Here is a 23,997-nt window from a genome sequence, read left to right as displayed (position 1 = left end):
TCTCATCGGACGGACAGGATGCGTAGCCCCCGCACCGAAGGGCTACGCTCCGACTCGTGGCCGACATCCAGATTCCCGCTGACATCAAGCCCGCCGACGGACGCTTCGGCGCCGGTCCTTCCAAGGTGCGGACGGAGGCGCTCGACGCGCTGGCCGCCACCGGAACGTCTCTGCTCGGTACGTCCCACCGCCAGGCTCCGGTGAAGAACCTGGTCGGCGCGGTACGTGACGGCGTGCGCGACCTCTTCTCCCTCCCCGAGGGCTACGAGGTGATCCTGGGCAACGGCGGCTCCACCGCCTTCTGGGACATCGCGACGCACGGTCTGATCGAGTCGAAGTCCCAGCACCTCAACTTCGGTGAGTTCTCGTCGAAGTTCGCGAAGGCCGCCAAGCTCGCCCCGTGGCTGGCCGACCCGACCGTCATCGCCTCCGAGCCGGGCACCCACCCGGACCCGAAGGCGGAGGCGGGCGTCGACGTCTACGCCTTCACCCACAACGAGACCTCGACCGGTGTCGCGGCTCCCGTCAAGCGCGTCGCGGGCGCCGACGAGGGCTCCCTCGTCCTGGTGGACGCCACCTCCGGCGCGGGCGGCCTGCCGGTCGACATCGCCGAGACGGACGTCTACTACTTCGCCCCGCAGAAGTCCTTCGCCTCCGACGGCGGCCTCTGGATCGGCGTCTTCTCCCCCGCCGCCCTGGAGCGCGCGGCCCGCGTCCACGCCTCCGGCCGCCACATCCCGGAGTTCTTCTCGCTCCCGACGGCGATCGACAACTCCCTGAAGAACCAGACGTACAACACCCCGGCACTCGCCACGCTCTTCCTCCTGAACGAGCAGCTGACCTGGATGAACACCCAGGGCGGCCTGGACTTCACCACCGGCCGCACGGCCGCGTCCTCCGGCCACCTGTACGGCTGGGCCGAGGAGTCCAAGTACGCCACCCCGTTCGTCACGGACGCGGCCAAGCGCTCCCGCGTCATCGGCACGATCGACTTCGCGGACGAGATCGACGCCGCCGCGGTCGCCAAGGTGCTGCGCGCCAACGGCATCGTCGACACGGAGCCGTACCGCAAGCTGGGCCGCAACCAGCTGCGCGTGGCGATGTTCCCGGCGATCGACCCGTCGGACGTCCAGGCCCTGACGGCGTGCATCGACTACGTCATCGAGAAGCTGTAGCCCTCACCGGCGACACGTCCGAAACGGCCCCGCACACGTGACCGCGTGTGCGGGGCCGTTTCCGCTTCACCGGCAAGGGCGGTGGTTCACCTGCGGGACGCGTACGGGCGCGGCCTCCTACGACGATGACCTCGATGCCGGCCACAGCCAACAGTCCCGCGGCCAGCGCCCGCCGGACCCGCGCTGTCAGTGCCGGCTGCTACCTTCCGGCCCATGCCGAAGAACGTGCCGTACACCGGCGGCGAGAAGGAATCCCTGCACACAGCCCTCGACCGGCACCGGGACGTGGTGCTGTGGAAGCTCGAAGGGCTGGACGACGAGCAGTTGCGCCGCCCGATGACCCCGACGGGGACGAACCTCCTGGGCTTGGTGAAGCATCTGGCGACCGTCGAGTACGGCTGGTTCTGCTCGCCGTTCGGCTTCGAGGTCGAGAAGCTCTGGTTCGACTCGGCCACCGAGGACATGACGGTCGCACCGGACGAGTCGACCGCCGACATCCTGGCGTTCTACGACCGCGCCCGCACCGCCGCCGACCGGGCCATCGAGAAGACGGATCTGGACACGACGGGCACGTCCTGGAACGGGCGGACGGTGTCGATGCGGTGGGTGCTCATCCACATGCTGGAGGACGTCGTACGGCATGCCGGACACATGGACATCGTCCGCGAACTGATCGACGGGGCCACGGGCGACCAGCCGGCATAGCCCCTGGTGAAGCGCTGGGCCGCGGCGCTCACCGCCCGGCCGGCCGCCACCGCTCCTCCCCGTCCTCCCACTCCCCCGTCCGCACCAGCCCGAGCGACGCGGCCACCGCTGCGGACGCGGCGTGGTCCGGGTGGATATGGGCGACGACCGTACGGACGACGGCTTCCCCGCCCCCGTCCAGCAGGTGCGCCACCAGCCCGGCCGCCGCCTCCTTCGCATAACCGCGGCCCTGCCACCCGGTCCCGATCACCCAGGCGATCTCGGCCCGCGCACCGGCCACGTCCACCGTCGCCTGCACATAGCCGGCCAGGCGGTCCTCGTCGCGCACCCTGAGTACCCAGTTCCACCACCGCTCGTCCGGGTCCGGGGATCCGGCGGTCTGCCGCTCGTACCGGGCACGCAGGGCGTCCGGGTGCTCCGGGGCGCCGCCGGTGAAGACGTGCAGGGCCGGATCGGCGAGCACGGCCGCCATCTCCTCCGCGTACGCCACCCGCAGCGGCAGGGCGTCCAGGCGGGCGGTGGAGAAGGGCGCGGGCCCGTTGTCCGTCGTCATGAGCCGATGATCCCGTGCCGGGCGCGACGACGGCCCCGAAACGCTCGTTCGGCGGTCCTCACCCGGATGACAGGGCGCCTGGCCTGTGGATCATGGAAGGTATGGACACGACTCCTGAGCTCAAGCCGTACGTGAAGCAGTACGCCGTCCTCCTCAGCACGCGGCGGCAGGACGGCACGCATGCCGACACCCCCGTCAACATCGCCGTCGAGGGCGATCACGCGTACATCCGTACGTTCTCGTCCGCCTGGAAGGTGGAACGGATGCGCAACCACCCCGTGGTGATGATCGGCCCGTGCACGGTGCGCGGCAGGCCGACGGGGCCGCAGATCCCCGCCCACGCACGCCTCCTCCAGGCGGGCTCGAAGGAGAACACGCATGCCGCCCGGATGATGTCGCGCAAGCACCCCATCGTGCAGGGCGTACTCGTCCCGCTCGCGCACCGGATCAAGCGCGACAGGACCCTGCACTACGAGATCCGTCCGCTCGACGAATGACGCCCGGTCCGCCGCACCGCCGTCAGGCCTTCCTGCGGCGCCTGCCCAGGAACAGCACGAGCCCGATCACGGCCAGCACACCCACACCGGTCACGGTGGTGCCCTTCACCGGCACGCCGTCCCCGCCCCCGCCCGCACCGGCGGACGACGGTGACCTCCCGCCGGATCCGCCCGAATCGCCGCCGTTCTTCAGGTCCACGCGCACGACGTCGCTCTGCTTGCCCTCCGTGCCGTACATCAGCGCCGAACCGTCAGCCGTGTACGTGACGGATTCGGCCTGCCCCAGCAGCGGGGACTCGACCGGGTAGTCCTTGCCCAGCCTGCCGTCCTCGAACGCGTAGCCGCGGGCGCTGAAGTACGAGCGCAGGACCAGCTCCCTGCCGTCCGGCGAGAACGCCCCGTCCGTCACCCACGGCACCTCGCCGACCCGCCGGAACACGTTGACCGCACCGGTCGTGAGCTCGGCGGGGCCCTCATAGAGCCCGCCGCCGCCCTCCTTCTTCGAGGCGATGTAGACGCGCCCCGTCTTCGGGTGGACCATCAGCGCCTCCGCGTTGCGCGGGCCGTCCGCGTACTTCACGTCGAACTGTGTCGCCCGGACCGTCGCGTCCCGCAGCTCCTTCGGCTCGGGGAAGCGGTAGATCCAGACGTGGTCCCAGCTGCCGCCGAGGTTGTCCCCGATGTCACCGACGTACAGGTTCCCGTCGGGTCCCAGCGAGATCGCCTCCACGTCGCGCGGCGCCCCCACGCCCTTCATGGTGATCGTCGCCACGGTCTTCCCGGTCCGGGAGTCGACGGCGTAGACGTACGGGCCGTCGTCGCTGTCGTTGTGCGTCCAGTAGATCCCCGGATGGGCACGGCTGGCGGCCAGTCCGCTGGACTCGGTGATCCGCGGGTCCTTGATCGTGAAGCTCTGGTCGGCCCCGCCGTCATCGGCCACGGCGGGCGCCGCCGCGGCGAGGAAGAGGAGCGCGGCGGCGCCGAAGGCAGTCAGTCGATACGAACGCATGGGACAAGTGTCCATCGTCACGTCGCAGGCCGGAGCCATGATCCGCCATGATGGCGCCATGCGTTTCATGTTCGTCGGCGATTCCATGACCATCGGACGCGCCGGCGACTTCACCTGGCGCTACCGCATGTGGCAGCACCTCGAAGCGGCTTTCGACGGCCCGTACACGATCGTCGGGCCACGCACCGAGCTGTACGACCCGGCCACCGGCACCCCGGCCTCCCGCCGGTACGCGGCCGGGGACTTCCCTCCTTCCGCCCGCGCGCACCTGGCCGCCTGGGGCGAGGGCTGGCTGCACATGACCCCGGTGATCGCGGAGACGGTCGCCGCGCACCGCGCCGACATCCTGCTCGTCTCGCTGGGCCTGATAGACCTCGGCTTCTACACGGACAGCGAGCAGACCGCCCTGAACGCCCGCGCGTTCCTCGCCGCGGCCCGCACCGCGAACCCGTACGTCAAGTGCGTGTTCCTGCCCGTCATACCGAACATCCGGGCCGAGTCGGACGCCCCGTTCGCCGCCGAGTGCGCCCGCTTCAACGAACTCCTCGCCAAGGCCGTGGCCGACCTCGACGGGCCGATGTCCCCGCTCCTGCTGGCCTCCAGCCCGCCGGACTACGACATCCACACGGACACCTACGACGGCACGCACCCCGGCCCGTCCGGCGAACACCGCCTCGCGGCCGCGTTCGCCGACGCGATGCACCAGGCGTGGGGGCTGGGCGGGCCCTACGTACCGGCGCCGGACCGTCCGTCAGCGGCGCCCCTCACGGCTTCGGCGCCGGCTTCGCCCGTACGTGCATCCGCTCCCCCTGCGGTCCGAACAGGCTGAGGAACTCCACCGGTTCCGGCCCGACGTTGCCCCACCAGTGCGGTGTACGCGTGTCGAACTCGGCCACCTCCCCGGACGACAGCACGAGATCGTGCTCACCGAGCACCAGCCGCAGCCGCCCCGAGAGCACGTACAGCCACTCGTACCCCTCGTGCACCCGCTGCTCGACCGGCCCCGGCGGCCCCTTCAACCCCGGCATGACCTGCTTGTACGCGTTCACCCCGCCGATGTGCCGGGTCAGCGGTACGAACGTCATGCCGTGCCGGCTGAACGGCCGGAACGTGACCCGCGGATCACCGGTGTCCGGCGCGCCGACCAGTTCGTCGAGCTGCACCCCGTACGCCTTCGCCAGCGGGAGCAGCAGCTCCAGGGTCGGCTTACGGCCGCCGGACTCCAGCCGGGAGAGCGTGCTGAGCGAGATCCCGGTGGTCTCGCTCAGCTGGGCCAGCGTCGTGCCGCGCTCGGTCCGCAGCGCGCGCAGCCGCGGTCCCACGCCGGTCAGGACGGAGGAGAACTCGTCCTCCGCGCCGCCACCGCCGTCCGCCCCGGCCGCCTCGACCTCATCCGATGCCATGACTCCATGATGCCTCCGCTTGCCGGTCCGGCAAGCGGGTTTGTCAGGCGGAGCGAGGTGCGCCCGCCCCGATCATGGCCAGCGACATCCTGGTCAGCTCGCTGGTCAGCCAGTCGGACGGCACCTGCCGCGGCCGGCGTCCGTGGTGGGCGAGGAGCTCGTCCACGGAGCGCGTCAGCACCTTCACCACGACCGAGAGATCACCGTCGGCCCCATGGCCCCGCTCCGCCGCGCGCTCGGCCTCGCGGGTCAGGAACTCGACCCACACCGACCGCCACGCCGTCAGGTGGTCGTCCATCGCCCGGCTCACCCCGAGCACCTCGACGAACGCCACCCTCGCCGCCTGCGGATCGCGCGTCACGACCCGCACATAGGCGTCGAAGAGCCTGCGGACCCGCTCCTCGGTCGAACAGGTCTCCATGCCCTCGGCCGTGAGCTCGATCTCGGCCGCACGCATCCCGCCCATCGCCACCTCGTCGTACAGGTCGGTGAGTAGCGCCTCGCGTGATTCGAACTCGCGGTAAAAATCCCGCACTTGTACGTGTGCCGCGGCGCAGAGATCCTCGACGGAGGTACGGGCGTAGCCGTACACGGCGAACAAGGTACGTCCGGCCGCCATGAGTTGCTCACGGCACCGCACCGGGTCCCTCGTCACCCGAACTCCGTCCCACTGGTCAACCATGGCGTCCACCACCGGTCCTCCTCAGTCCGTCCAGGCCCCCGGGGCCACTCTCCTCGCTCCACCGCCCGAGCGGTGGAACCGCCACACCGGCGAACGGCCTTACGCCTCGGCCGACATCACCCCCGCGTCCCGCGAGAACCGCCGCGGTCCGCTCCCACCGGGGCGACGGCTCGGCGGCCTCGATGTCCTGGCCCTGATCGGGCGTGCGGACCGGCCACTTGGCGATGTGCGACCGCCGGGCGGCGTCCTGCGCACACGGCGGGCACACCGTCTCGTCACCCTGGGCCGGAAGACGTGCCCGACCCGATCCGCTCGGCGTGATCGCCCGACGCCTGGTCGGCCCGCCCCGGGGGACGACCAGCGCGCGGATGCGCACGGAGCGTAATAACGCGATCACCGTACAGCACGTCCGTCCCCCGCCACCACACCCTCCAGCAGCCCGAACTGCAGTTCTGTGGGCACGGAACGGGACGCACCGGCCGCGCCGCCGCGGAGTAAACGTGCCGCCTGCCGCGTTGTCGCTACGACTGCAATGACTGCGTCGGTGAGCTGGAAGGAACGGGAGCGGGATGAGCCTTCGTCAGTACGAGTACGCCCTGGCCGTCGCCGAGGAGGGGTCCGTGACGGCGGCGGCCGAAGTACTGCACGTCGCCCAGCCGTCGGTGTCCCAGCAGATCCGCGGCCTGGAGCGGGAGCTCGGAGTGCAGCTGTTCGACCGGACGCCGACCGGACTGGTGCCGACCATGGTCGGCCGCGCGTTCCTGCGGGAGGCCGAGGTCGCGGTGAGGGCGTCGCGGCGGGCGCGGGCGACGGCGCGGGCCGGCGCCGATGACGTGGTGGGTGAGCTGGTCGTCGCGGTGCAGATGGGCTTCGGCACCCGGCAGCTGCCGGAAGCACTGAGCGCGCTGCGGCGCCGCTTCCCGCGGCTGGAGGCCACCGTCTTCGAGGAGCCGAGCTCCGCCGAGCTGGAACGGCTGTGCCGCCGGGGCGTCCTGGACCTCGCTCTGATGGCGGCGTGCGAGCGGAGCCCCTCCGACGCCCACCACATCGGCGACGAGGAGTTCGTCGTGGTGCTGGGCGCCGGGCACCGGCTGCTCGCCGCGGACCGGGTGGAGCTGCGCGAGTTGGAGGGTGAGCCCTGGGTGCGGTTCGACCGGGACAGCGCGCTCGACGGCGTGCTGCTGAACGTCCTGCGGGAGAACGATCTGACCCCGGCCACGGCCGCCCGCGTCTCCCAGACGGCGACGGCCGTGCGCTGGGCCGCCCACGGGCTGGGGGTGACGCTCGTCCCGGAGTCCGCCGTGCCCCACGGCTACGAGCACCTCGTGCGCCGGGTGTTCCCGGTGGTGCCCCAGCCCGTGATCGCCGTGCTCCGGCCGGACGCCGCCCCGGCGGAAACGGCCCTGCTCGAATTCCTGCGTCAGCAGAAATGGTCCGCATCCGCTTCCTTCTCACCGGTTTCCTGAATTCCCGGAGAAGGAAACCGGTGCCATACGTTTCCGCCGGTATCACCCCCTGGGGAATTCACCGCCGTCCACAATGAGGTTGCTCGCCGTCAGCCAGCTCGCCCGGTCGGACAGGAGGAACAGCACCGCGTTCGCGATGTCCTCGGGCCGGCCGTCGCGGCCCAGCGGTGTCGTGTCGTCGGCGTTGATCCGGGCCGGCTCCCCTCCCGTACGGGCCGACACCTCCGCCCACCGCTCCCGCGTCTCCTCGCCACCCGGCGTGGCGGTCCTGCCGGGAGAGACGGTGTTGACCCGGATTCCGAACGGGGCCAGTTCCAGGGCCAGTCCCTTTCCGTACGTCTCCAGTGCCGCCTTGGCCGCCGCGTAGTGCAGGAACGGCCCCACCGGGGTGAGGACCGCCGCCGACGAGACGTGCACGATCGCCCCGGAACCCCGCTCCCGCATCCCCGGTGTCAGCAGCGAGTCCAGCCGTACCGATGCAAGGAAGTTCAGGTCCAGCGCGTCCTGCCACTCCTCGTCGGAGATGTCCGACGCGCCCGCGTGCGGGGTCGCCCCGCCCGCGTTGTGGACCAGGATGTCCACCCCGCCCAGCCGCTCCCGCGCGGCGGCGGCGAGCGCCCGGGCTCCGGCCGGTGTCCGCACGTCGGCCTCGACGAAGGACGCCCCGTCGGGCACCGTGCTCGTCGCGGACCTGGCGGTCGTGAGCACCTGCGCACCCGCGTCCAGGAGCTGCCGCACGACGGCCGCCCCGATCCCGCGGGAACCACCCGTGACCAGAGCGCGCTTTCCAGCGAGTTCCCGCGTGCCTGACCCATTTTCGATCGCGGTCATTTCATCTGCCCTCTCGATTGCGTGTTCTCGAACGTTACGTTCGGAGAAGAAAGAGAGGCAAAGACGAAAAAGCAGCGGACGCCATAGGAATTTTCTATGCCGTGGCCGAGGGCGGACAGGGGCCCGTGGGCGGCCCGGATCTCGCGTGGCGCGACGCCGCGTCCCGCGGCGGAAAAAGACAATGGCAAGGAGAGAGCTCTCCTTGCCACTCTCAACTTATAGCGCACAGGGGGGCTTGCGGCAAGGCCCCCGTAACGGCGCACAATCGTCGGCCGAGGCCACAACCTGCGGAAAAGAGGGCACGACGTGCGTGTGTTGTTGTCGGCGTACTGGGGACGCGGTGACGTCCGGCGGATGGACGGACCGGCAGCGAGCCTGCGGGCCGGGCGAGCGGCGGACCCGGGGGTCTCACGATGACCGAGCGGTACGTGCTGGACCTTGCGGAGGTCGACGAGTCGCGGATCGCGGCCGTCGGCGGCAAGGGCGCGCATCTGGGCGCGCTTTCGCGGATCGAGGACGTCCGCGTGCCGGACGGCTTCGTCGTGACGACGGGCGCCTTCCGGCGGATCATGGCACAGGTCCCGTCGATCGGTGACCTGCTCGATGAGCTGACGCGCCTGGAGCCGGACGACCGGGAGGCGATCCGCACGCTCAGCGCGCGGATCCGGCGGACCATCGAGGAGATCGCCGTACCGGAGGAGCTCTCGGCGGAGATCACCCGCGCGCTCGCCCGGCTCGGCGATGGGACCGCCTGCGCCGTCCGGTCCAGCGCCACGGCGGAGGACCTGCCGACGGCCTCCTTCGCCGGCCAGCAGGACACGTATCTGAACGTCGTGGGCCCCGCGGCGGTCCTTCAGCACATCAGCCGGTGCTGGGCCTCGCTGTTCACCGAACGGGCCGTGACCTACCGCCGGCGGAACAGCATCGACGACCGGACCGTCGACATGGCCGTGGTCGTGCAGCGGATGGTCTTCCCGCACGCGTCCGGCATCCTGTTCACGGCCGACCCCGTCACCGGCAACCGGCGGGTCACCACCGTCGACGCCGGTTTCGGCCTCGGTGAGGCCCTGGTCTCTGGCCTGGTGAACCCGGACGTCTTCAAGGTGCGGAACGGCGAGGTCGTCGGCAGGGCGATCGCCGCCAAACAGCGGGCCGTTCACGCCCTGCCGGACGGCGGTACGCGGGAGGTGGCGGTCGAACCGGAGCGGCAGGAGCAGCCGGCGCTGACGGACGCCCAGGTCGTCCGGCTCGCACGGCTAGGACGGCGGATCGAGGCGCACTTCGGCCGGCCCCAGGACATCGAATGGTGCCTGGCCGACGACGGCTTCCGGATCGTTCAGAGCCGGCCCATCACGACTCTGTTCCCCGTCCCCGATGCCGGTGACCGGGAGAACCACGTCTACGTCTCCGTCGGCCATCAGCAGATGATGACCGACGCCATGAAGCCCCTGGGGCTCTCGATGTGGCAGCTGACGGCCATGGTGCGGATGCACGAGGCCGGCGGCAGGCTGTTCGTGGACGTCACCCCGCGCCTGGCATCGCCCGCGAGCCGGGCCGGTCTGCTGGACCTCATGGGGCGGGGCGATCCGCTGGTCAGGGACGCGCTGGAGACCGTCCTGGACAACGACGGCTTCGTCCCGTCGCTCCCGGACACGGGCCGCGGCGCACCGCCGGCCGACGGTGCGTCCATGCCGGACGAGGCCGATCCGGCCATCGTCGCGGAGCTGATCGAGCGCAGCCGGGCATCCGTCGCCGCCCTGGAGCGCGACATCCGCACGAAGAGCGGACCGGCGCTGTTCGACTTCCTGCTGGAGGCCTTCGAGGAGCACAAGCGGGTCCTCGGTGATCCGCTGAACTTCAAGGCGATCATGGCGGGGATGGACGCCACGTGGTGGCTCAACGACAAGCTGCTGGAGTGGCTGGGCGAGAAGAACGTGGCGGACACGCTCACGCTGTCCGCCCCCGACAACATCACGTCGGAAATGGGGCTGGCGCTGCTCGACGTCGCGGACGTCATCCGTCCGCATCCGGAGGTGGTGGCGTTCCTCCAGGGCGTCGAGGACGAGAACTTCCTGGCCGAGCTGGCGGAGGTCACGGGCGGGACCGAGGCGCGCGACGCCATCGAGTCCTACCTCGACCGGTACGGCATGCGCTGCGTCGGCGAGATCGACATCACCAGGCCGCGGTGGCGTGAGCGCCCCAGCACGCTCGTGCCCGTGATCCTCGACAACGTCAGGAACTTCGAGGCGGGCGCGGCCGGGCGGCGTTTCGAGCAGGGCCGGCAGAAGGCCCTGGCGAAGGAACAGGACGTGCTGTCCCGCTTGCGGGCACTGCCGGAGGGGGACGACAGGGCGGACCAGGTCAAGCGGATGATCGACCAGGTCAGAGCGTTCATCGGGTACCGCGAGTACCCGAAGTACGGCATCGTCAGCCGCTCGTTCGTCTACAAGCGGGCCCTGCTGGAGGAGGCCGGGCGCCTCGTGCGGGCGGGCGTGCTCGCCGAGAAGGAGGACGCCTTCTACCTCACGTTCCAGGAACTCGGCGACGTCGTGCGCTCGCACCGGGTGGACGGCGGGCTCATCCGGCGGCGCAAGGAGGAGTTCCGGTCCTGCCGTGCGCTGACGGCGCCGCGGGTCCTCACGTCGGACGGCGAGGCCCTCACCGGGGCGTACCGGCGCGATGACGCGCCGGCCGGCGCCCTGGTCGGACTGCCGGTGTCCGCCGGGACCGTCGAGGGACGGGCCCGCGTCGTCCTCGACATGGCCGACGCCGATCTCGAGGCGGGCGACATCCTGGTCACGCCCTTCACCGATCCGAGCTGGTCACCGCTGTTCGTCGTGATCGCGGGCCTGGTGACGGAGGTGGGCGGCCTGATGACGCACGGGGCGGTGATCGCCCGGGAGTACGGTCTGCCGGCCGTCGTGGGCGTCGAGCGGGCCACCCGGCTGATCCGGGACGGGCAGCGGATCCGGGTGCACGGAACGGACGGGTACGTCGAGATCCTGTCCTGACGGACGTTCGGCTAGGCTCTGCGGCCATGACTACCGGGACGGCCTCGCGCCACACACGGATCGGTTACCCGGTGCTCCGCTGAGCGCCGTACGGGCCGGGGGCGGCCCGCCGTACGACGGCGGAACCCGTGCCGCTGCGCGGGCTCCGCCTCCGTCGTGTTGATGTCGACCAGAGATCCGAAGATCCGACACCTCAATCACGACAGGTGACTTCATGCCCAGCACGACTCTGACGCTTCCCACTCCGGACGGCACGGCCGACGCCTTCGCCGCCTTCCCCGACGACGGCGGACGGCATCCGGGAGTGCTGCTGTACTCGGACGCCTTCGGTGTGCGGCCCGAACTGGAGGCGAAGGCCCGCGAACTGGCCGGGCACGGGTACTACGTGCTCGTACCCAACATCTACTACCGGAAGGGGCCGGCGCCGGTGACCGAACTCCCCGAGTACATCGGGGAGGACGTCCGGCACGCGATCATCGGCGAACTGATGCCGCTGATCCACGCGCACACCACCGAACGCGTCCTGCGCGACGCCGAGGCCTACCTCGGTTTCCTCACCGCCCAGCCCGGCACCGACGGTGGGCCGGTCGGCGTGATCGGCTACTGCTTCGGCGCCTCCCTGGCGATGCGCACCGCGGCGGCCCACCCCGGCCAGGTGGCCGCGGTCGCCGGGTTCCACCCCGGTTTCCTGGTCACCGACGCGCCGGACAGCCCGCACCGGCTGCTCTCCGGGCTCACCGCCGAGGTCCATCTCGGCCTCGCCGAGGGCGACATGTCACCGGAGACCCTCGGCGAGTTCAACCGCGCCCTGGACGCCACCGGTGTCGGCTACACGACCGAGACCTACCCCGGCACCGTCCACGGCTTCACGATGTCCGACACCGGTGCATTCAGCCCCGCGGGCCTGAAGCTGCACTGGGAGCGTCTGCTCCCCCTGCTGCACCGCAATCTGCCCACCGGCTGATCCCTCCGGCGGGCGGGCTGTCCGGGCGGTCCCGGCCCGCCCGCTCGCAGACCGGCCCGGCAGCGGGAGCCGCCCTCCGGGCCGGGGCCGTCAGTCCAGGGTGATCCGGGCGGCCACCGGCAGGTGGTCGCTGCCGGTGGACGGCAGGGTGCGGATGTCGTCGACCGTCGCCGAGCGGGCCATGACCTGATCGATCCTGGCCAGCGGGAAGGCCGCGGGGAAGCTGAAGGCGAACCCGCGCTCCGCCACGTTCAGCCGCGAGGTCAGCGGGGCCAGCCCGCGGTCCTCGACCGTGCCGTTGAGGTCGCCCATCAGGACCACCTTTCCGGTCTTCTCGGCGGCGACGGCCCGTCCCAGCAGAACGGCGCTCTCGTCCCGCGAGGACGAGGCGAGTCCGCTCGTGCGGATGCGGACCGAGGGCAGGTGCGCGACGAACGCCGCGACGTCCCCGTGCGGGGTGTGGGCCACCGTGCGCAGCCCGCGGCTCCAGCCCTCCGCGATCCCCTCGGGCCTGATGTCCACCAGCCGGGTGCCGGAGAGCGGGTGCTTCGACCAGAGCCCGACGGTGCCCCGGACCTCGTGGAACGGGAAGTCCGGGGCGAGGGTCTTCTCGTACGCCGGCAGCGCGGCCGGCACCAGCTCCTCCAGCGCGATGAGATCGGGCCCGGCGCCGGCGAGCGCGCGGGCCGTGCCCGCCGGGTCCGCGTTCTCGTCGCTGACGTTGTGCTGCACCACCACCAGATCGTGCGCACCGGCCCCCGCCCCGGGCACGAGCAGCCCGCCGAAGAGGTACGTCCAGACGGCGGCCGGCAGGAGCAGCGCCAGCAGGGCCGTGGCCGAGCGGCGCAGCAGCGCCAGGCAGAGCAGCAGGACGACCACGACGCCGACCCAGGGCAGGAACGCCTCCAGCAGACTCCCCAGGTGCCCGACGGAGTTGGGCACGGCCCGGTGCAACGCCAGCAGCGCACCCGTGAGCACCGCGAGCACGGCAAGCACCCGCCCGCGCGCCGGGATCGGCAACCGGGGCACCGTCCCCTCCGCCGGCGTCGTCCCACCGCTGTCCAGCCGCTGCACCATGTCTTCCCGTCCGCTCGTCCTGCCCTCCAGGACGAGCTGCGGGCCCGATCAGTTTCAGCGGCCCGTGCGTTCCGTGCGCCGGCCCGCCCCGCCCCGGCGTTCCTGGACGGCTCCTCGACGAACCTGACGATCCTCGGCAGGGCCCGGCGCGGGGAGTTCCCGGGGCACTCAGCGCAACGGGAACCGCTCCCCGCACTCGCCGCAGTACTTCGGCGCCGGCTCCTGGGACATGCGGCCGCACTCCGGGCAGACCCGGTCCAGGGAGCACGGGGCCTCGCCGCCCTCCTGGGTGAGGACCGCGGGCTTGATCGTGAGGCCGGGGCGGCGGCGGTGGACCGTGAGGTAGGCGAGGCCGTCCGGGCCCGCGGTCAGGGAGCGGCGGGAGGTGCGGGGCAGCCAGGTGGCCGTGGTGGGGGTCAGGGCGAGGGGGGTGCCGCCGCCGGCCGGGGTGAGGCGGCCGCTGCCCGCGAGGACGACGAGGAGGACGTCCAGTACGTCCTCCTGGTGCTCGCCGACCTCGGCGCCCGGCGGAAGTCGCACCAGATTGGCGTCCAGCTCCCTTCCCTGCCGGTCCAGTTGCCAGAGCGCGCCCCGGTCGTCGGGGGCTGCGGTGGCGAGCAGGTCGTCGAGTACGGCCAGTACTTCGGGAGTGGCGTTCACGGCTCCCAGGCTACGGCGCCGGGCAGGCCGGCTACGGGCCGCCCGGCCCGAAACGGTCCGGCCGGGAAGATGATCCTTGTACTCTCCGCACATGGCTCCCACAACGCCGTCACCGTCCGCGCCTTCGGCCGCGAGCGCCGAGTGCGCCGCACTCACCCGGTCCCTGCGCCGCAGGGGGACGGTCGTCCTGTCGGTGTTCGCCGCCGTCTGGGCATTCGCCGGCGCCTCAGGACTGACGTCCTCGGGCGCGTCCGCGGCCATCGAGATCGTCGCCGTACCGCTCACCGCGGTGGCGATCGTGCTCGCCTACCGCAAGGGCGCGGCCCCGTCCCCCCGCATGGTGAACCTGCCGGGCAACTGGGCCCGCGCGGTCGGCATCGTGAATGTCGTCGAGGTGGCAGCCGTCTTCGCGGTCATCGCGGCCTCCAACGCGTCGGGGCACCCCGAGTTCATCCCGGCCGCCGTCGCGCTGGTCGTGGGACTGCACTTCTTTCCGCTCGCGCGCCTCTACGACCAGTGGCAGTACAAGGGCACGGCCGTGCTGCTGAGCGCCGTCGCCGTCGTCGGCTTCGTGCTCGTCGCGGCAGGCCTTTCGGGCGAGAGCGTGCGGGCCGTGGTGGGCCTGGGCTCCGCCGCGGTGCTGTGGGCGTCCGCCTACCACGTGGCGGTCAGGGGCTGAACCGCCGGCGGGAGACCGCCCGCGCCCTACGCCGTCCAGCCGAGGGAGACAACCGCAGTGCAGCGCCGCCCCGACGAGAAGTACCCGCCCGTCGAGCCGTACGAGCAGGGCATGCTCGATGTCGGCGAGGGCAACCTCGTCTACTGGGAGGCGTGCGGCAGCCCGGCCGGCAAACCCGCGGTCGTCGTGCACGGCGGACCGGGCTCGGGATGCACCGAGCGGCCCCGGCAGTACTTCGACCCGGACCGCTACCGCGTGATCCTCTTCGACCAGCGGGGCTGTGGCCGCTCCACCCCGCACGCGAGCGACCCGGCAACGGAGCTGCGGTACAACACGACGGACCGGCTGATCGCCGACATGGAGCGGCTGCGCGTCCGGCTGGGGATCGACAAGTGGCTGCTGTACGGCGGTTCCTGGGGCTCGACGCTGATCCTCGCGTACGCCGAGCAGTACCCGGAGCGGGTCAGCGAGATCGTCATCCCGGCCGTCACCACGACCCGCCGCTCCGAGATCGACTGGCTGTACCGGGGCGCGGGGCAGATCTTCCCCGAGGCCTGGGACCTGTTCCGGGCCGGGGTCCCGGAGGCCCCGAGCGACGCGACGCCGGACGTGCTCGCCGCCTACGCCCGGCGGACCGGGAGCCCCGACCCCGAGGTACGGGCGCGGGCGACGGCCGACTGGTGCGCCTGGGAGGACGCGGTGCTCTCCCAGGAGGCGTACGCCGGGCCGCCCCCGTACAGCGGCCGGCCGGGCCGGGCGCAGCAGGCGCTGGTACGGATCTGCGCGCACTACTTCTCCCACGGTGCCTGGCTGGAGGAGGGGCAGCTGATCCGGGAGGCCGGCCGGCTGGCGGGCATCCCGGGCGTGCTGGTGCACGGACGGTTCGACCTGGGCGGCCCGCTCGTCACCGCGTGGGAGCTGGCCAAGGCGTGGCCGGACGCGGAACTGACCGTGATCGACGACGCGGGCCATCTGGGCGGAGCGGCGACCAGCCGGGCGGTACTGGCGGCGCTGGACGGGTTCGCGGGCGGGTAGCGCCCTTCGTCCGGGTCGCGCCGCACCGCACCGCGCAGGATTCCGCCCTTGCTTCGAGCGGACTCCAAGGAGTTGGCTTGGGCTCATGAAGTACACGCAGCTCGGACGCACCGGACTCAAAGTCAGCCGCCTCGTCCTGGGGACGATGAACTTCGGCCCCCAGACCAACGAGAGCGACAGCCACGCGCTCATGGACGCCGCCCTGGACGCGGGTGTCAACTTCTTCGACACCGCGAACGTCTACGGCTGGGGCGAGAACAAGGGCCGCACCGAGGAGATTCTCGGCACCTGGTTCGCCCAGGGCGGAGACCGCCGCGACAAGGTGGTGCTCGCCACGAAGGTCTACGGCAACATGAGCGCCGACGGCGAGGCGTGGCCCAACCACGACAAGCTCTCCGCGCTCAACATCCGCCGGGCGGTGGACGCCAGCCTGAAGCGGCTGCAGACCGACCACATCGACCTGTACCAGTTCCACCACGTCGACCGGTCCACCCCGGTCGAGGAGATCTGGCAGGCCATCGACGTACTGATCCAGCAGGGCAAGATCCTCTACGCGGGCTCGTCCAACTTCGCGGGTTACAAGATCGCCCAGGCCAACGAGGTCGCCAAGCAGCGCGGCAGCTACGGGCTGGTCAGCGAGCAGTGCATCTACAACCTGATGGAGCGGGGGGCCGAGATGGAGGTCATCCCGGCGGCCCGGGAGTACGGCCTCGGAGTGATCCCGTGGTCGCCGCTGCACGGCGGTCTGCTCGGCGGCGCACTCCGCAAGGAGCGCGAGGGCGGCGGCGCCCGGTCCACCTCGGGCCGCTCCGGCGACGCGCTCGCCGACCCGAAGGTGCGGGCCCGGATCCAGGCGTACGAGGACCTGCTGGAGAAGCACGGTCTGGAGCCGGGCGAGGCCGGTCTGGCCTGGCTGCTGACCCGCCCCGGCGTCACCGGCCCGATCTCGGGCCCGCGCACGCGCGAGCAGCTCGACTCCGCGCTGCGCGCGGTGGAGCTTGAGCTGTCGGACGAGGTGCTGTCGGCACTGGACGACATCTTCCCGGGCCCGGGTCCGTCGCCGGAGAACTTCGCCTGGTAGGAATCGGCGCCGCGGCCGTCCTCACCGGCTCATCAGCCGAGGGCGGCCGCCACTGCGACGACGACGAACATGAGCACGAGCACGGCCGCCATGATGCGGTTTCGGGTCTTGGGGTCCACCCGACGAGCGTAACCGTCCCGCTCACCGCCCCGGTGGCCAGGCCCGCACCACCGCATACGGTCGCCTGCGCGGCCCGGTCCGCGTACGGATCGTCGTCCGGCGGGGACGCATGGTGGGCACCGGCGGACGGGCGCACCTCCGAAGTGCGCCCCGCACGAGCCCCGCACGCGCTACGGCCCCGTACCGGGGTACCCGGTCGGGGCCGTGGCGCGTGGTGCCGGTGGCTCTCAGGCCGCCGTGGCCAGCTGCTCGCGCGGGACGAACCGTACGTGCGGGCGGCCGGGCCGCAGGTCGACCTTGAGGCGCAGGCCGCCGACGCGGGCCAGCATGAAGCCGACTCCGAGCGCGGCCACCAGGGAGAACGCGCCGCCCACCGCCATGCCGGTCCGGACGCCGTACGCGTCGCTGACCCAGCCGACGATCGGGGCGCCCACCGGCGTACCGCCGGCGAAGACCATCATGTACAGGCTCATCACCCGGCCGCGCATGGCCGGGTCGGCCGCCATCTGGACGCTGGTGTTCGCGCTGATGTTGGTCGTCAGACCGATCATGCCGATCGGGACCAGCAGGATCGAGAACAGCCAGACGGACGGCGAGACGGAGGCGACGATCTCCAGCAGGCCGAACAGGGTGCCCGCGGCCACCAGCATCCGCAGCCGCGAGGAGCGGCGGCGGGCGGCGAGCAGGGCGCCGGCGAGGGAGCCGGCCGCCATCAGGATGTTGAAGAACGAGTACATCCCGGCGCCGCCGTGGAAGACCTCGTCCGCGAAGGCCGTCAGCCAGATCGGGAAGTTGAAGCCGAACGTACCGACGAATCCGACGAGGACGATCGGCCAGATCAGCTCCGGACGGCCGGACACGTAGCGGAGCCCTTCGCGCAGCTGTCCCTTGGCGCGCGGCACGACGATGGCCTTGTGCAGCTCGCTCGTGCGCATCATCATCAGGCCGGCGAGCGGCGCGAGGAACGAGAGGCCGTTGAACATGAAGGCCCAGCCGCTGCCGACCGAGGTGATCAGCACACCCGCGACGGCGGGACCGATGAGCCGGGCGGACTGGAAGTTCGCCGAGTTCAGGCTGACCGCGTTCCGCAGCTGGGCGGGGCCGACCATCTCGGAGACGAACGACTGCCGGGCCGGGTTGTCCACGACCGTGACCACGCCGAGCAGGAAGGCGATCAGGTAGACGTGCCACACCTGCACCACGCCCGAGAGGGTGAGCACGGCGAGCGCGATACCGCACAGGCCGAGCGCGGCCTGGCTGAAGAGCAGGAGCTTGCGCTTCGGCAGACGGTCGGCGATGACGCCTCCGTACAGACCGAAGAGGAGCATGGGGAGGAACTGGAGCGCCGTGGTGATACCGACGGCGGTGGCGGACCCGGTGAGGCTCAGAACGAGCCAGTCCTGCGTGATGCGGGACATCCAGGTACCGGTGTTGGAGATCACGGCGCCGGTTGCGAACAGGCGGTAGTTACGGATCTTCAGCGACGAGAAGGTCCCGCCGGGCTTGCTCTCGTGGGTGGAAGTCGGTGCGGGGGCGGAGTCTGCTCCGGATCCCGTACTCAAAAGGGTTCGCCTCCTCGGGCGTGGACATTGTGCTGACTGACGGGGATCGCGGCGGTGGGGCGGTGCGCCGGTGATGGTCCGGCGCGGCCCGCTCCGCTACAGGTGGGCGAGCTTCTCCAGCACGGGCGCCGCGTTGCGCAGCGTCTCCCACTCGTCCTCGTCCAGGCCTTCGGCGAGGGTGGTCAGCCAGGCGTTCCGCTTGTTGCGGCTCTCGGCGAGCATGGCCTCGGCCTGCTCGGTCTGGCTGACCATCTTCTGACGACGGTCATCGGGGTGCGGTTCCAGTCTGACGAGTCCCTTCGCTTCCAGCAGCGCGACGATGCGGGTCATCGACGGCGGCTGGACGTGCTCCTTGCGGGCCAGCTCACCGGGGGTGGCCGAACCGCAACGGGCGAGTGTGCCGAGCACCGACATCTCGGTCGGGCTCAGCGACTCGTCGACGCGCTGGTGCTTGAGGCGCCGGCCGAGCAGCATGACGGCGGAACGAAGGGAGCTCACGGCGGCGGCACTGTCGCTGTCGTGGATCAGGTCAGGCATGTTTGTTAGCGTAACTCATTACCTACCCTAAAGACCACTCGGTGGTACACGCGCGAGAGCCGAATCACCAATCGATCACCCAAACGAGTGAGTCGGTTCCGGAAAGTCACGCGCGTCGGGGCCGGGGAACGTAACCCTGCATGCCATGGGATCGACAGTGCTCAGCCTGCGGATAGACGGTGAGCTGCTCGACCGGCTCAAGCAGCACGCCGCCAGACGCGGAATGAGCGTCCAGGACTATGTGGTCCGGACGCTCATTCGCGACGACTTCGACGAGCGCTTCCAGGCGGCCGTCGACGAGACGGAGAAGTTCTACGGAGCGAAAGGGTGCGCGGCCGAGGAGGTCAACTGACCCCGTCGGCCGCGCACCCGTGAGTGATCACGTGAGGCCGAGCGCCGGCATCGCGTAGTAGAAGACGAAGACCGCCGAGACCACGTACATGGCCACCGGCACCGAGCGTCCGCGCCCGGCGGCCAGCCGCAGCACACAGAACGCGATGAAGCCGATACCGATGCCGTTGGTGATCGAGTACGTGAACGGCATCATCACCATGGCGAGGAAGGCCGGCATCGCGAGCGTGTAGTCGCTCCAGTCGATGTCCCGCACCGAGCCCGCGATGATCAGGAAGCCCACCGCCAGCAGGGCCGGGGTGGCCGCCTGCGAGGGGACCATGGTCGCCAGCGGCGTGAGGAACAGCGACGCCGTGAACAGCAGACCCGTGACGATGCTCGCGAGGCCGGTGCGGGCTCCCTCGCCGACGCCGGCCGTGGACTCCACGAAGCAGGTACCGGCCGACGCGGAGCTCGCACCGCCCGCGGCGACCGCGATGCCGTCGACGAACAGCACCTTGTTCATGCCGGGGAAGTTGCCTTCCTTGTCCATCAGCTTGGCCTCGTCGCCGACGCCGAGGATGGTGCCCATCGCGTCGAAGAAGCAGGACAGCAGCACGGTGAAGACGAACAGGACTCCGGTCAGCACACCGACCTTGTGGAAGCCGCCGAACAGGCTGACGTCTCCGACCAGCCCGAAGTCCGGAGAGGCGACCGGATTGCCCGGCCACTTCGGGACGGTCAGGCCCCAGGCCTCGCCCGGCAGGTCCGCGACCGCGTCGATGATCAGGGCGACGACCGTCATCGCCACGATGGAGATCAGGATCGCGCCCGGCACCTTGCGGACGATCAGCGCGAGGGTGAGCAGCGCACCGAGGACGAAGACCAGGACCGGCCAGCCGTTGAGGTGACCGTCGTTGCCGAGCTGGAGCGGGACGGTGGTGTGCGCGAGGTCCGGGATACGGGAGACGAAGCCCGAGTCGACCAGCCCGATCAGCAGGATGAAGAGGCCGATACCGATCGCGATGCCCTTGCGGAGCGAGGTCGGTACGGCGTTCATCACGCGTTCCCGCAGCCCGGTCGCGACCAGCAGCATGACCACGATGCCCGCGAGGACGACCATGCCCATCGCGTCGGGCCAGCTCATCCGGGGGGCGAGCTGGAGGGCGACGACGGTGTTGACGCCGAGGCCCGCGGCCAGCGCGATCGGCACGTTGCCGATGACGCCCATGAGCAGCGTGGAGAACGCCGCGACCAGCACCGTCGCGGTGACCAACTGGCCGCCGTCGAGCTGGTGACCGTACATGTCCTTCGCGCTGCCGAGGATGATCGGGTTCAGCACGATGATGTACGCCATCGCGAAGAAGGTGGCGAATCCACCACGGATCTCACGCGCGACCGACGACCCCCGCTCGGAGATCTTGAAGAACTGGTCCAGGCCGCCGGTGGGCTGGGGAGCCGGGGGCTGGTCGGAGTCGACCGGAGCGGTGGCCGAGGGGGGCATGTAGGACCTCAGTCGTACGTAGAGAGGGGCGAAATGCGGTCAGCTTTGGACTTTCACACGAATAATTCGAGACAGCCGTAAGCAGATTCAGTATGAATACATAAGGCGAAGATCGCTATCTCCGCGCGTAGACCCTTGGGCCGACTGGACCGGCGGGGTTTGTGTATGCGCCGCATACACTGACCGCATGGCGAAGTGGACACCGAAGCACGAGGCACCCGAGCCCCTGGAGGGGCCGATCGTCGCGACCATCACGGGCGGCACGATCCTCTGGTTCGTCCTCTTCCTCGTCCAGCTCCCGTTCTACGGCTGGTTCGACGACCACGGCCACCTGTGGTGGGTGTGGACGTGCCTGGCCGGTGCGGGCCTCGGCCTGATCGGCATCTGGTACGTGCGGGGACGCGACGCCGCACTCAAGCGGGCCGCCGCGGCAGCTGACACATCGCAGACCGGTTCCGGCTCCGACTCCGGTCCCGGTTCCGGTCCCGGTTCAGGGGAGACTCCCGGCGCCACCGCCTGAGAGCGGACGGCGGCAACCCGCCCGTACCACCAGCGGACGATCCCGGTCCTCCCCCGGTCTGATCTTCGGGCCACCCGGGGGGTGAACCGGACGTTACGCCCGTACCGTCGGAACCATGACTCAGCGGGCACCCGACCCCTCAGGGGATGAGCCGACCGGATTCTCCGGCACCGACCGGCCGGTGATGATCGACGCCGGGTCCGAACTCGACCCGGTCCACCCGGTCGAACTGCCCGCCCCGGCGGGCGGCGGAGCCGGGCTCACCGCGGCCGAGGTCGCCGAGCGGATCGCCCGCGGCGAGGTCAACGACGTCCCGGTCCGCTCCTCCCGGTCCGTGACCGAGATCGTCCGCGCCAACGTCTTCACCCGGTTCAACCTGATCATCGGCGTGCTCTGGCTGATCATGTTGTTCGTCGCACCGATCCAGGACAGCCTCTTCGGCTTCGTGATCATCGCCAACACCGGCATCGGCATCGTGCAGGAGTGGCGGGCCAAGAAGACCCTGGACAGCCTCGCGGTCATCGGCGAGGCGAAGCCCACCGTCCGGCGGGACGGGGTGGCGGCCGAGATCCACACCTCCGAGATCGTCCTGGGCGATCTCGTCGAGCTCGGACCGGGCGACAAGGTCGTGGTGGACGGCACGGTCGCCGAGGCGGACAGCCTGGAGATCGACGAATCGCTGCTCACCGGCGAGGCCGACCCGGTACTGAAGAGGTCCGGCGACCCGGTCATGTCCGGGAGCTTCGTCGTCGCGGGCGGCGGAGCGTTCGCCGCGACCAAGGTCGGCCGTGAGGCCTACGCCGCACAGCTCGCCGAGGAGGCCTCCCGCTTCACGCTCGTCCAGTCCGAGCTGCGCAGCGGCATCTCCACCATCCTGAAGTACGTCACCTGGATGATGATCCCGACCGCGATCGGCCTGGTGCTGAGCCAGCTCGTGGTGAAGGACCACAACTTCAAGGACTCCGTCGCCCGAACCGTCGGCGGCATCGTGCCGATGATCCCGGAGGGCCTGGTCCTGCTCACCTCGGTCGCCTTCGCGATCGGTGTCGTACGCCTTGGCCGCAAGCAGTGCCTGGTCCAGGAACTCCCCGCCATCGAGGGTCTGGCCCGGGTCGACGTCGTCTGCCTGGACAAGACCGGCACCCTCACCGAGGGCGGCATGGACGTCACCGAGGCCCGCCCGCTGAACGGGACGGACGAGCCGTACCTGCGCCGGGTGCTGGCCGCCTTCGGCGCCTCCGACCCGAGGCCGAACGCCAGCCTCCAGGCGATCATCGACGCCTACCCGGCCCCCGGAGACAGGGGGTGGGAGGTCACACAGGCACTGCCGTTCTCCTCCGCCCGCAAATACAGCGGGGCCGCCTTCGACGAGGGCGACGGAAGGACATCGGCCTGGCTGCTCGGCGCCCCCGATGTGCTGCTGCCCGATGAGGACCCGGCGCTCACCGAGATCGAACAGCTCAACCAGCAGGGCCTGCGGGTCCTGCTGCTGGCCCGCGTCGAGGGGCGGCTCGACAGCCCGGACACGGCGACCGGGGCGGCGCCCACCGCGCTGATCGTCCTGGAGCAGCGGCTGCGGCCCGACGCCGGGGAGACACTCGCCTACTTCGCCGACCAGCGGGTCGCCACGAAGGTGATCTCGGGCGACAACGCCGTCTCGGTCGGCGCCGTCGCCGCGAAGCTCGGCCTGCCGGGCGCCGAACACACCCTGGACGCGCGCAGGCTGCCCACCGATCCGGACGAGATGGCCACGGCCATGGAGGAGAACGCGGTCTTCGGCCGGGTCACCCCGCAGCAGAAGCGGGAGATGGTCGCCGCCCTCCAGTCCCGCGGCCACACCGTCGCGATGACGGGCGACGGCGTCAACGACGTGCTCGCCCTCAAGGACGCCGACATCGGCGTCTCGATGGGCTCCGGCTCGGAGGCGACCCGGGCCGTCGCCCAGATCGTGCTGCTCAACAACAGCTTCGCGACGCTGCCGTCCGTCGTCGCCGAGGGCCGCCGGGTGATCGGCAACATCACCCGGGTCGCCACCCTCTTCCTGACGAAGACGGTCTACTCGGTGCTGCTGGCCGTCCTGGTGGTCTGCTTCCAGGTCGAGTACCCGTTCCTGCCGAGGCACCTGACGCTGCTGTCGACCCTGACGATCGGCATCCCGGCGTTCTTCCTCGCCCTGGCGCCCAACAAGGAGCGCGCGCATCCGCACTTCGTGCGCCGGGTGATGCGGTACGCGGTCCCGTCGGGCACCATCGCGGCCGCCGCCACCTTCGCCACGTACCTGATCGCCCGGCACCACTACGTCGGCCCCGGCGCACTGGACGCGGAGACCAGCGCGGCCACGCTCACCCTGTTCCTGGTCTCCATGTGGGTCCTGGCGATCATCGCCCGCCCGTACACCTGGTGGCGGATCTGCCTGGTGGCGGCGATGGGCCTGGCCTTCCTGATCGTGCTCGCGGTGCCGTGGCTCCAGGACTTCTTCGCCCTGAAGCTCGTGGGCGCGCCGATGCCGTGGATGGCGGTGGGCATCGCCGTGATCGCCTCGGCCGCGCTGGAGTACGCCTGGCGCCTGGTGAGCCGCCGCTTCCCGGTGTAGCCG

Annotated in this window: 23 protein-coding genes; 13 read left to right on the top strand and 10 right to left on the bottom strand. The window is 70.9% G+C overall.

The window, feature by feature from the left end; translation table 11 throughout:
• The first annotated feature begins 56 nt into the window (after nt 1-56).
• Nucleotides 57-1,175, top strand: a complete 1,119-nt coding sequence (gene serC / locus ACFVJX_RS07520; protein WP_384126086.1) for a phosphoserine transaminase — start codon at nt 57-59, stop codon at nt 1,173-1,175.
• Between the two features lie 213 nt (nt 1,176-1,388).
• A complete protein-coding gene (locus tag ACFVJX_RS07515) occupies nt 1,389-1,880 on the top strand; it encodes a DinB family protein (protein WP_384126088.1) in 492 nt (163 codons plus the stop codon).
• A 28-nt stretch (nt 1,881-1,908) separates the two neighbouring features.
• On the opposite strand, the gene ACFVJX_RS07510 is transcribed toward ACFVJX_RS07515, so the two are convergent.
• Nucleotides 1,909-2,433, bottom strand: coding sequence for a GNAT family N-acetyltransferase (locus ACFVJX_RS07510; RefSeq protein ID WP_384126090.1), 525 nt, complete (start codon nt 2,431-2,433; stop codon nt 1,909-1,911).
• A 101-nt stretch (nt 2,434-2,534) separates the two neighbouring features.
• On the opposite strand from ACFVJX_RS07510, the gene ACFVJX_RS07505 reads away from it, so the two are divergent.
• The gene (locus ACFVJX_RS07505) at nt 2,535-2,930 is read left to right on the top strand and encodes a PPOX class F420-dependent oxidoreductase (RefSeq protein ID WP_384126092.1); all 396 of its coding nucleotides are present in this window, start codon (nt 2,535-2,537) and stop codon (nt 2,928-2,930) included.
• 22 nt (nt 2,931-2,952) lie between these two features.
• Here ACFVJX_RS07505 and ACFVJX_RS07500 read toward each other — a convergent pair whose 3' ends face one another.
• The gene (locus tag ACFVJX_RS07500; protein ID WP_384126094.1) at nt 2,953-3,939 is read right to left on the bottom strand and encodes a WD40 repeat domain-containing protein; all 987 of its coding nucleotides are present in this window, start codon (nt 3,937-3,939) and stop codon (nt 2,953-2,955) included.
• 58 nt (nt 3,940-3,997) lie between these two features.
• Here ACFVJX_RS07500 and ACFVJX_RS07495 point away from each other — a divergent pair, with 58 nt between their 5' ends.
• Nucleotides 3,998-4,768, top strand: coding sequence for a GDSL-type esterase/lipase family protein (locus ACFVJX_RS07495; protein ID WP_384126096.1), 771 nt, complete (start codon nt 3,998-4,000; stop codon nt 4,766-4,768).
• On the opposite strand, the gene ACFVJX_RS07490 is transcribed toward ACFVJX_RS07495, so the two are convergent.
• Nucleotides 4,704-5,342, bottom strand: a complete 639-nt coding sequence (locus ACFVJX_RS07490; RefSeq protein ID WP_384126097.1) for a helix-turn-helix domain-containing protein — start codon at nt 5,340-5,342, stop codon at nt 4,704-4,706. The two genes, ACFVJX_RS07495 and ACFVJX_RS07490, sit on opposite strands and share 65 nt — an antisense overlap.
• 43 nt (nt 5,343-5,385) lie before the next feature.
• Nucleotides 5,386-6,036, bottom strand: coding sequence for a TetR/AcrR family transcriptional regulator (locus ACFVJX_RS07485; protein WP_384126099.1), 651 nt, complete (start codon nt 6,034-6,036; stop codon nt 5,386-5,388).
• A gap of 557 nt (nt 6,037-6,593) precedes the next feature.
• Between ACFVJX_RS07485 and ACFVJX_RS07480 the strand changes: the two genes are divergently transcribed.
• Nucleotides 6,594-7,490 (top strand): LysR family transcriptional regulator, encoded by an 897-nt coding sequence (locus ACFVJX_RS07480; RefSeq protein WP_384126101.1) that lies wholly within the window; start codon nt 6,594-6,596, stop codon nt 7,488-7,490.
• 42 nt (nt 7,491-7,532) lie between these two features.
• Here the strand turns inward: ACFVJX_RS07480 and ACFVJX_RS07475 are convergent, their stop codons facing one another.
• Nucleotides 7,533-8,321 carry an SDR family oxidoreductase gene (locus tag ACFVJX_RS07475; RefSeq protein WP_384126103.1) on the bottom strand — a complete coding sequence of 263 codons (789 nt, stop codon included), beginning with the start codon at nt 8,319-8,321 and terminating at the stop codon, nt 7,533-7,535.
• Between the two features lie 413 nt (nt 8,322-8,734).
• Between ACFVJX_RS07475 and rph the strand changes: the two genes are divergently transcribed.
• Nucleotides 8,735-11,332 carry a rifamycin-inactivating phosphotransferase gene (rph, locus tag ACFVJX_RS07470; RefSeq protein WP_384126104.1) on the top strand — a complete coding sequence of 866 codons (2,598 nt, stop codon included), beginning with the start codon at nt 8,735-8,737 and terminating at the stop codon, nt 11,330-11,332.
• A gap of 214 nt (nt 11,333-11,546) precedes the next feature.
• Nucleotides 11,547-12,296, top strand: coding sequence for a dienelactone hydrolase family protein (locus tag ACFVJX_RS07465; protein WP_384126106.1), 750 nt, complete (start codon nt 11,547-11,549; stop codon nt 12,294-12,296).
• Nucleotides 12,297-12,386: 90 nt separating this feature from the next.
• Here ACFVJX_RS07465 and ACFVJX_RS07460 read toward each other — a convergent pair whose 3' ends face one another.
• On the bottom strand, nt 12,387-13,373 hold the full coding sequence (locus ACFVJX_RS07460) for an endonuclease/exonuclease/phosphatase family protein (RefSeq protein WP_384126108.1): 987 nt from the start codon (nt 13,371-13,373) through the stop codon (nt 12,387-12,389).
• Nucleotides 13,374-13,541: 168 nt separating this feature from the next.
• On the bottom strand, nt 13,542-14,033 hold the full coding sequence (locus ACFVJX_RS07455) for a hypothetical protein (protein ID WP_384126109.1): 492 nt from the start codon (nt 14,031-14,033) through the stop codon (nt 13,542-13,544).
• 91 nt (nt 14,034-14,124) lie between these two features.
• Between ACFVJX_RS07455 and ACFVJX_RS07450 the strand changes: the two genes are divergently transcribed.
• The 3 genes from ACFVJX_RS07450 (at nt 14,125) to ACFVJX_RS07440 (ending at nt 16,828) form a co-directional block, all read left to right on the top strand.
• On the top strand, nt 14,125-14,712 hold the full coding sequence (locus tag ACFVJX_RS07450) for a hypothetical protein (RefSeq protein WP_384126111.1): 588 nt from the start codon (nt 14,125-14,127) through the stop codon (nt 14,710-14,712).
• A 57-nt stretch (nt 14,713-14,769) separates the two neighbouring features.
• Nucleotides 14,770-15,747 carry a prolyl aminopeptidase gene (gene pip / locus ACFVJX_RS07445; RefSeq protein ID WP_384126113.1) on the top strand — a complete coding sequence of 326 codons (978 nt, stop codon included), beginning with the start codon at nt 14,770-14,772 and terminating at the stop codon, nt 15,745-15,747.
• A gap of 85 nt (nt 15,748-15,832) precedes the next feature.
• Nucleotides 15,833-16,828, top strand: coding sequence for an aldo/keto reductase (locus tag ACFVJX_RS07440; RefSeq protein ID WP_384126115.1), 996 nt, complete (start codon nt 15,833-15,835; stop codon nt 16,826-16,828).
• Nucleotides 16,829-17,175: 347 nt separating this feature from the next.
• Here ACFVJX_RS07440 and ACFVJX_RS07435 read toward each other — a convergent pair whose 3' ends face one another.
• Nucleotides 17,176-18,510, bottom strand: a complete 1,335-nt coding sequence (locus ACFVJX_RS07435) for an MFS transporter (RefSeq protein WP_384126117.1) — start codon at nt 18,508-18,510, stop codon at nt 17,176-17,178.
• A 96-nt stretch (nt 18,511-18,606) separates the two neighbouring features.
• Nucleotides 18,607-19,047: a MarR family winged helix-turn-helix transcriptional regulator gene (locus tag ACFVJX_RS07430; RefSeq protein WP_123524412.1), complete on the bottom strand. Its 441-nt coding sequence runs from the start codon at nt 19,045-19,047 to the stop codon at nt 18,607-18,609.
• A 145-nt stretch (nt 19,048-19,192) separates the two neighbouring features.
• Between ACFVJX_RS07430 and ACFVJX_RS07425 the strand changes: the two genes are divergently transcribed.
• Nucleotides 19,193-19,399, top strand: a complete 207-nt coding sequence (locus ACFVJX_RS07425; RefSeq protein ID WP_384126119.1) for a ribbon-helix-helix protein, CopG family — start codon at nt 19,193-19,195, stop codon at nt 19,397-19,399.
• Between the two features lie 27 nt (nt 19,400-19,426).
• On the opposite strand, the gene ACFVJX_RS07420 is transcribed toward ACFVJX_RS07425, so the two are convergent.
• Nucleotides 19,427-20,881, bottom strand: coding sequence for an NCS2 family permease (locus tag ACFVJX_RS07420; protein WP_384126121.1), 1,455 nt, complete (start codon nt 20,879-20,881; stop codon nt 19,427-19,429).
• 187 nt (nt 20,882-21,068) lie between these two features.
• On the opposite strand from ACFVJX_RS07420, the gene ACFVJX_RS07415 reads away from it, so the two are divergent.
• Both ACFVJX_RS07415 and ACFVJX_RS07410 read left to right on the top strand, forming a co-directional pair.
• On the top strand, nt 21,069-21,401 hold the full coding sequence (locus ACFVJX_RS07415) for a DUF2530 domain-containing protein (protein ID WP_384126123.1): 333 nt from the start codon (nt 21,069-21,071) through the stop codon (nt 21,399-21,401).
• A gap of 115 nt (nt 21,402-21,516) precedes the next feature.
• A complete protein-coding gene (locus ACFVJX_RS07410; RefSeq protein WP_384126124.1) occupies nt 21,517-23,994 on the top strand; it encodes an HAD-IC family P-type ATPase in 2,478 nt (825 codons plus the stop codon).
• The last annotated feature ends 3 nt before the right edge of the window (nt 23,995-23,997 follow it).

Source organism: Streptomyces sp. NPDC127177 (assembly GCF_042672475.1).
Taxonomy (GTDB): domain Bacteria; phylum Actinomycetota; class Actinomycetes; order Streptomycetales; family Streptomycetaceae; genus Streptomyces.
The sequence above is the reverse complement of the archived record's forward strand: the minus strand, read 5'-3'. Positions and strand labels throughout refer to the sequence as shown.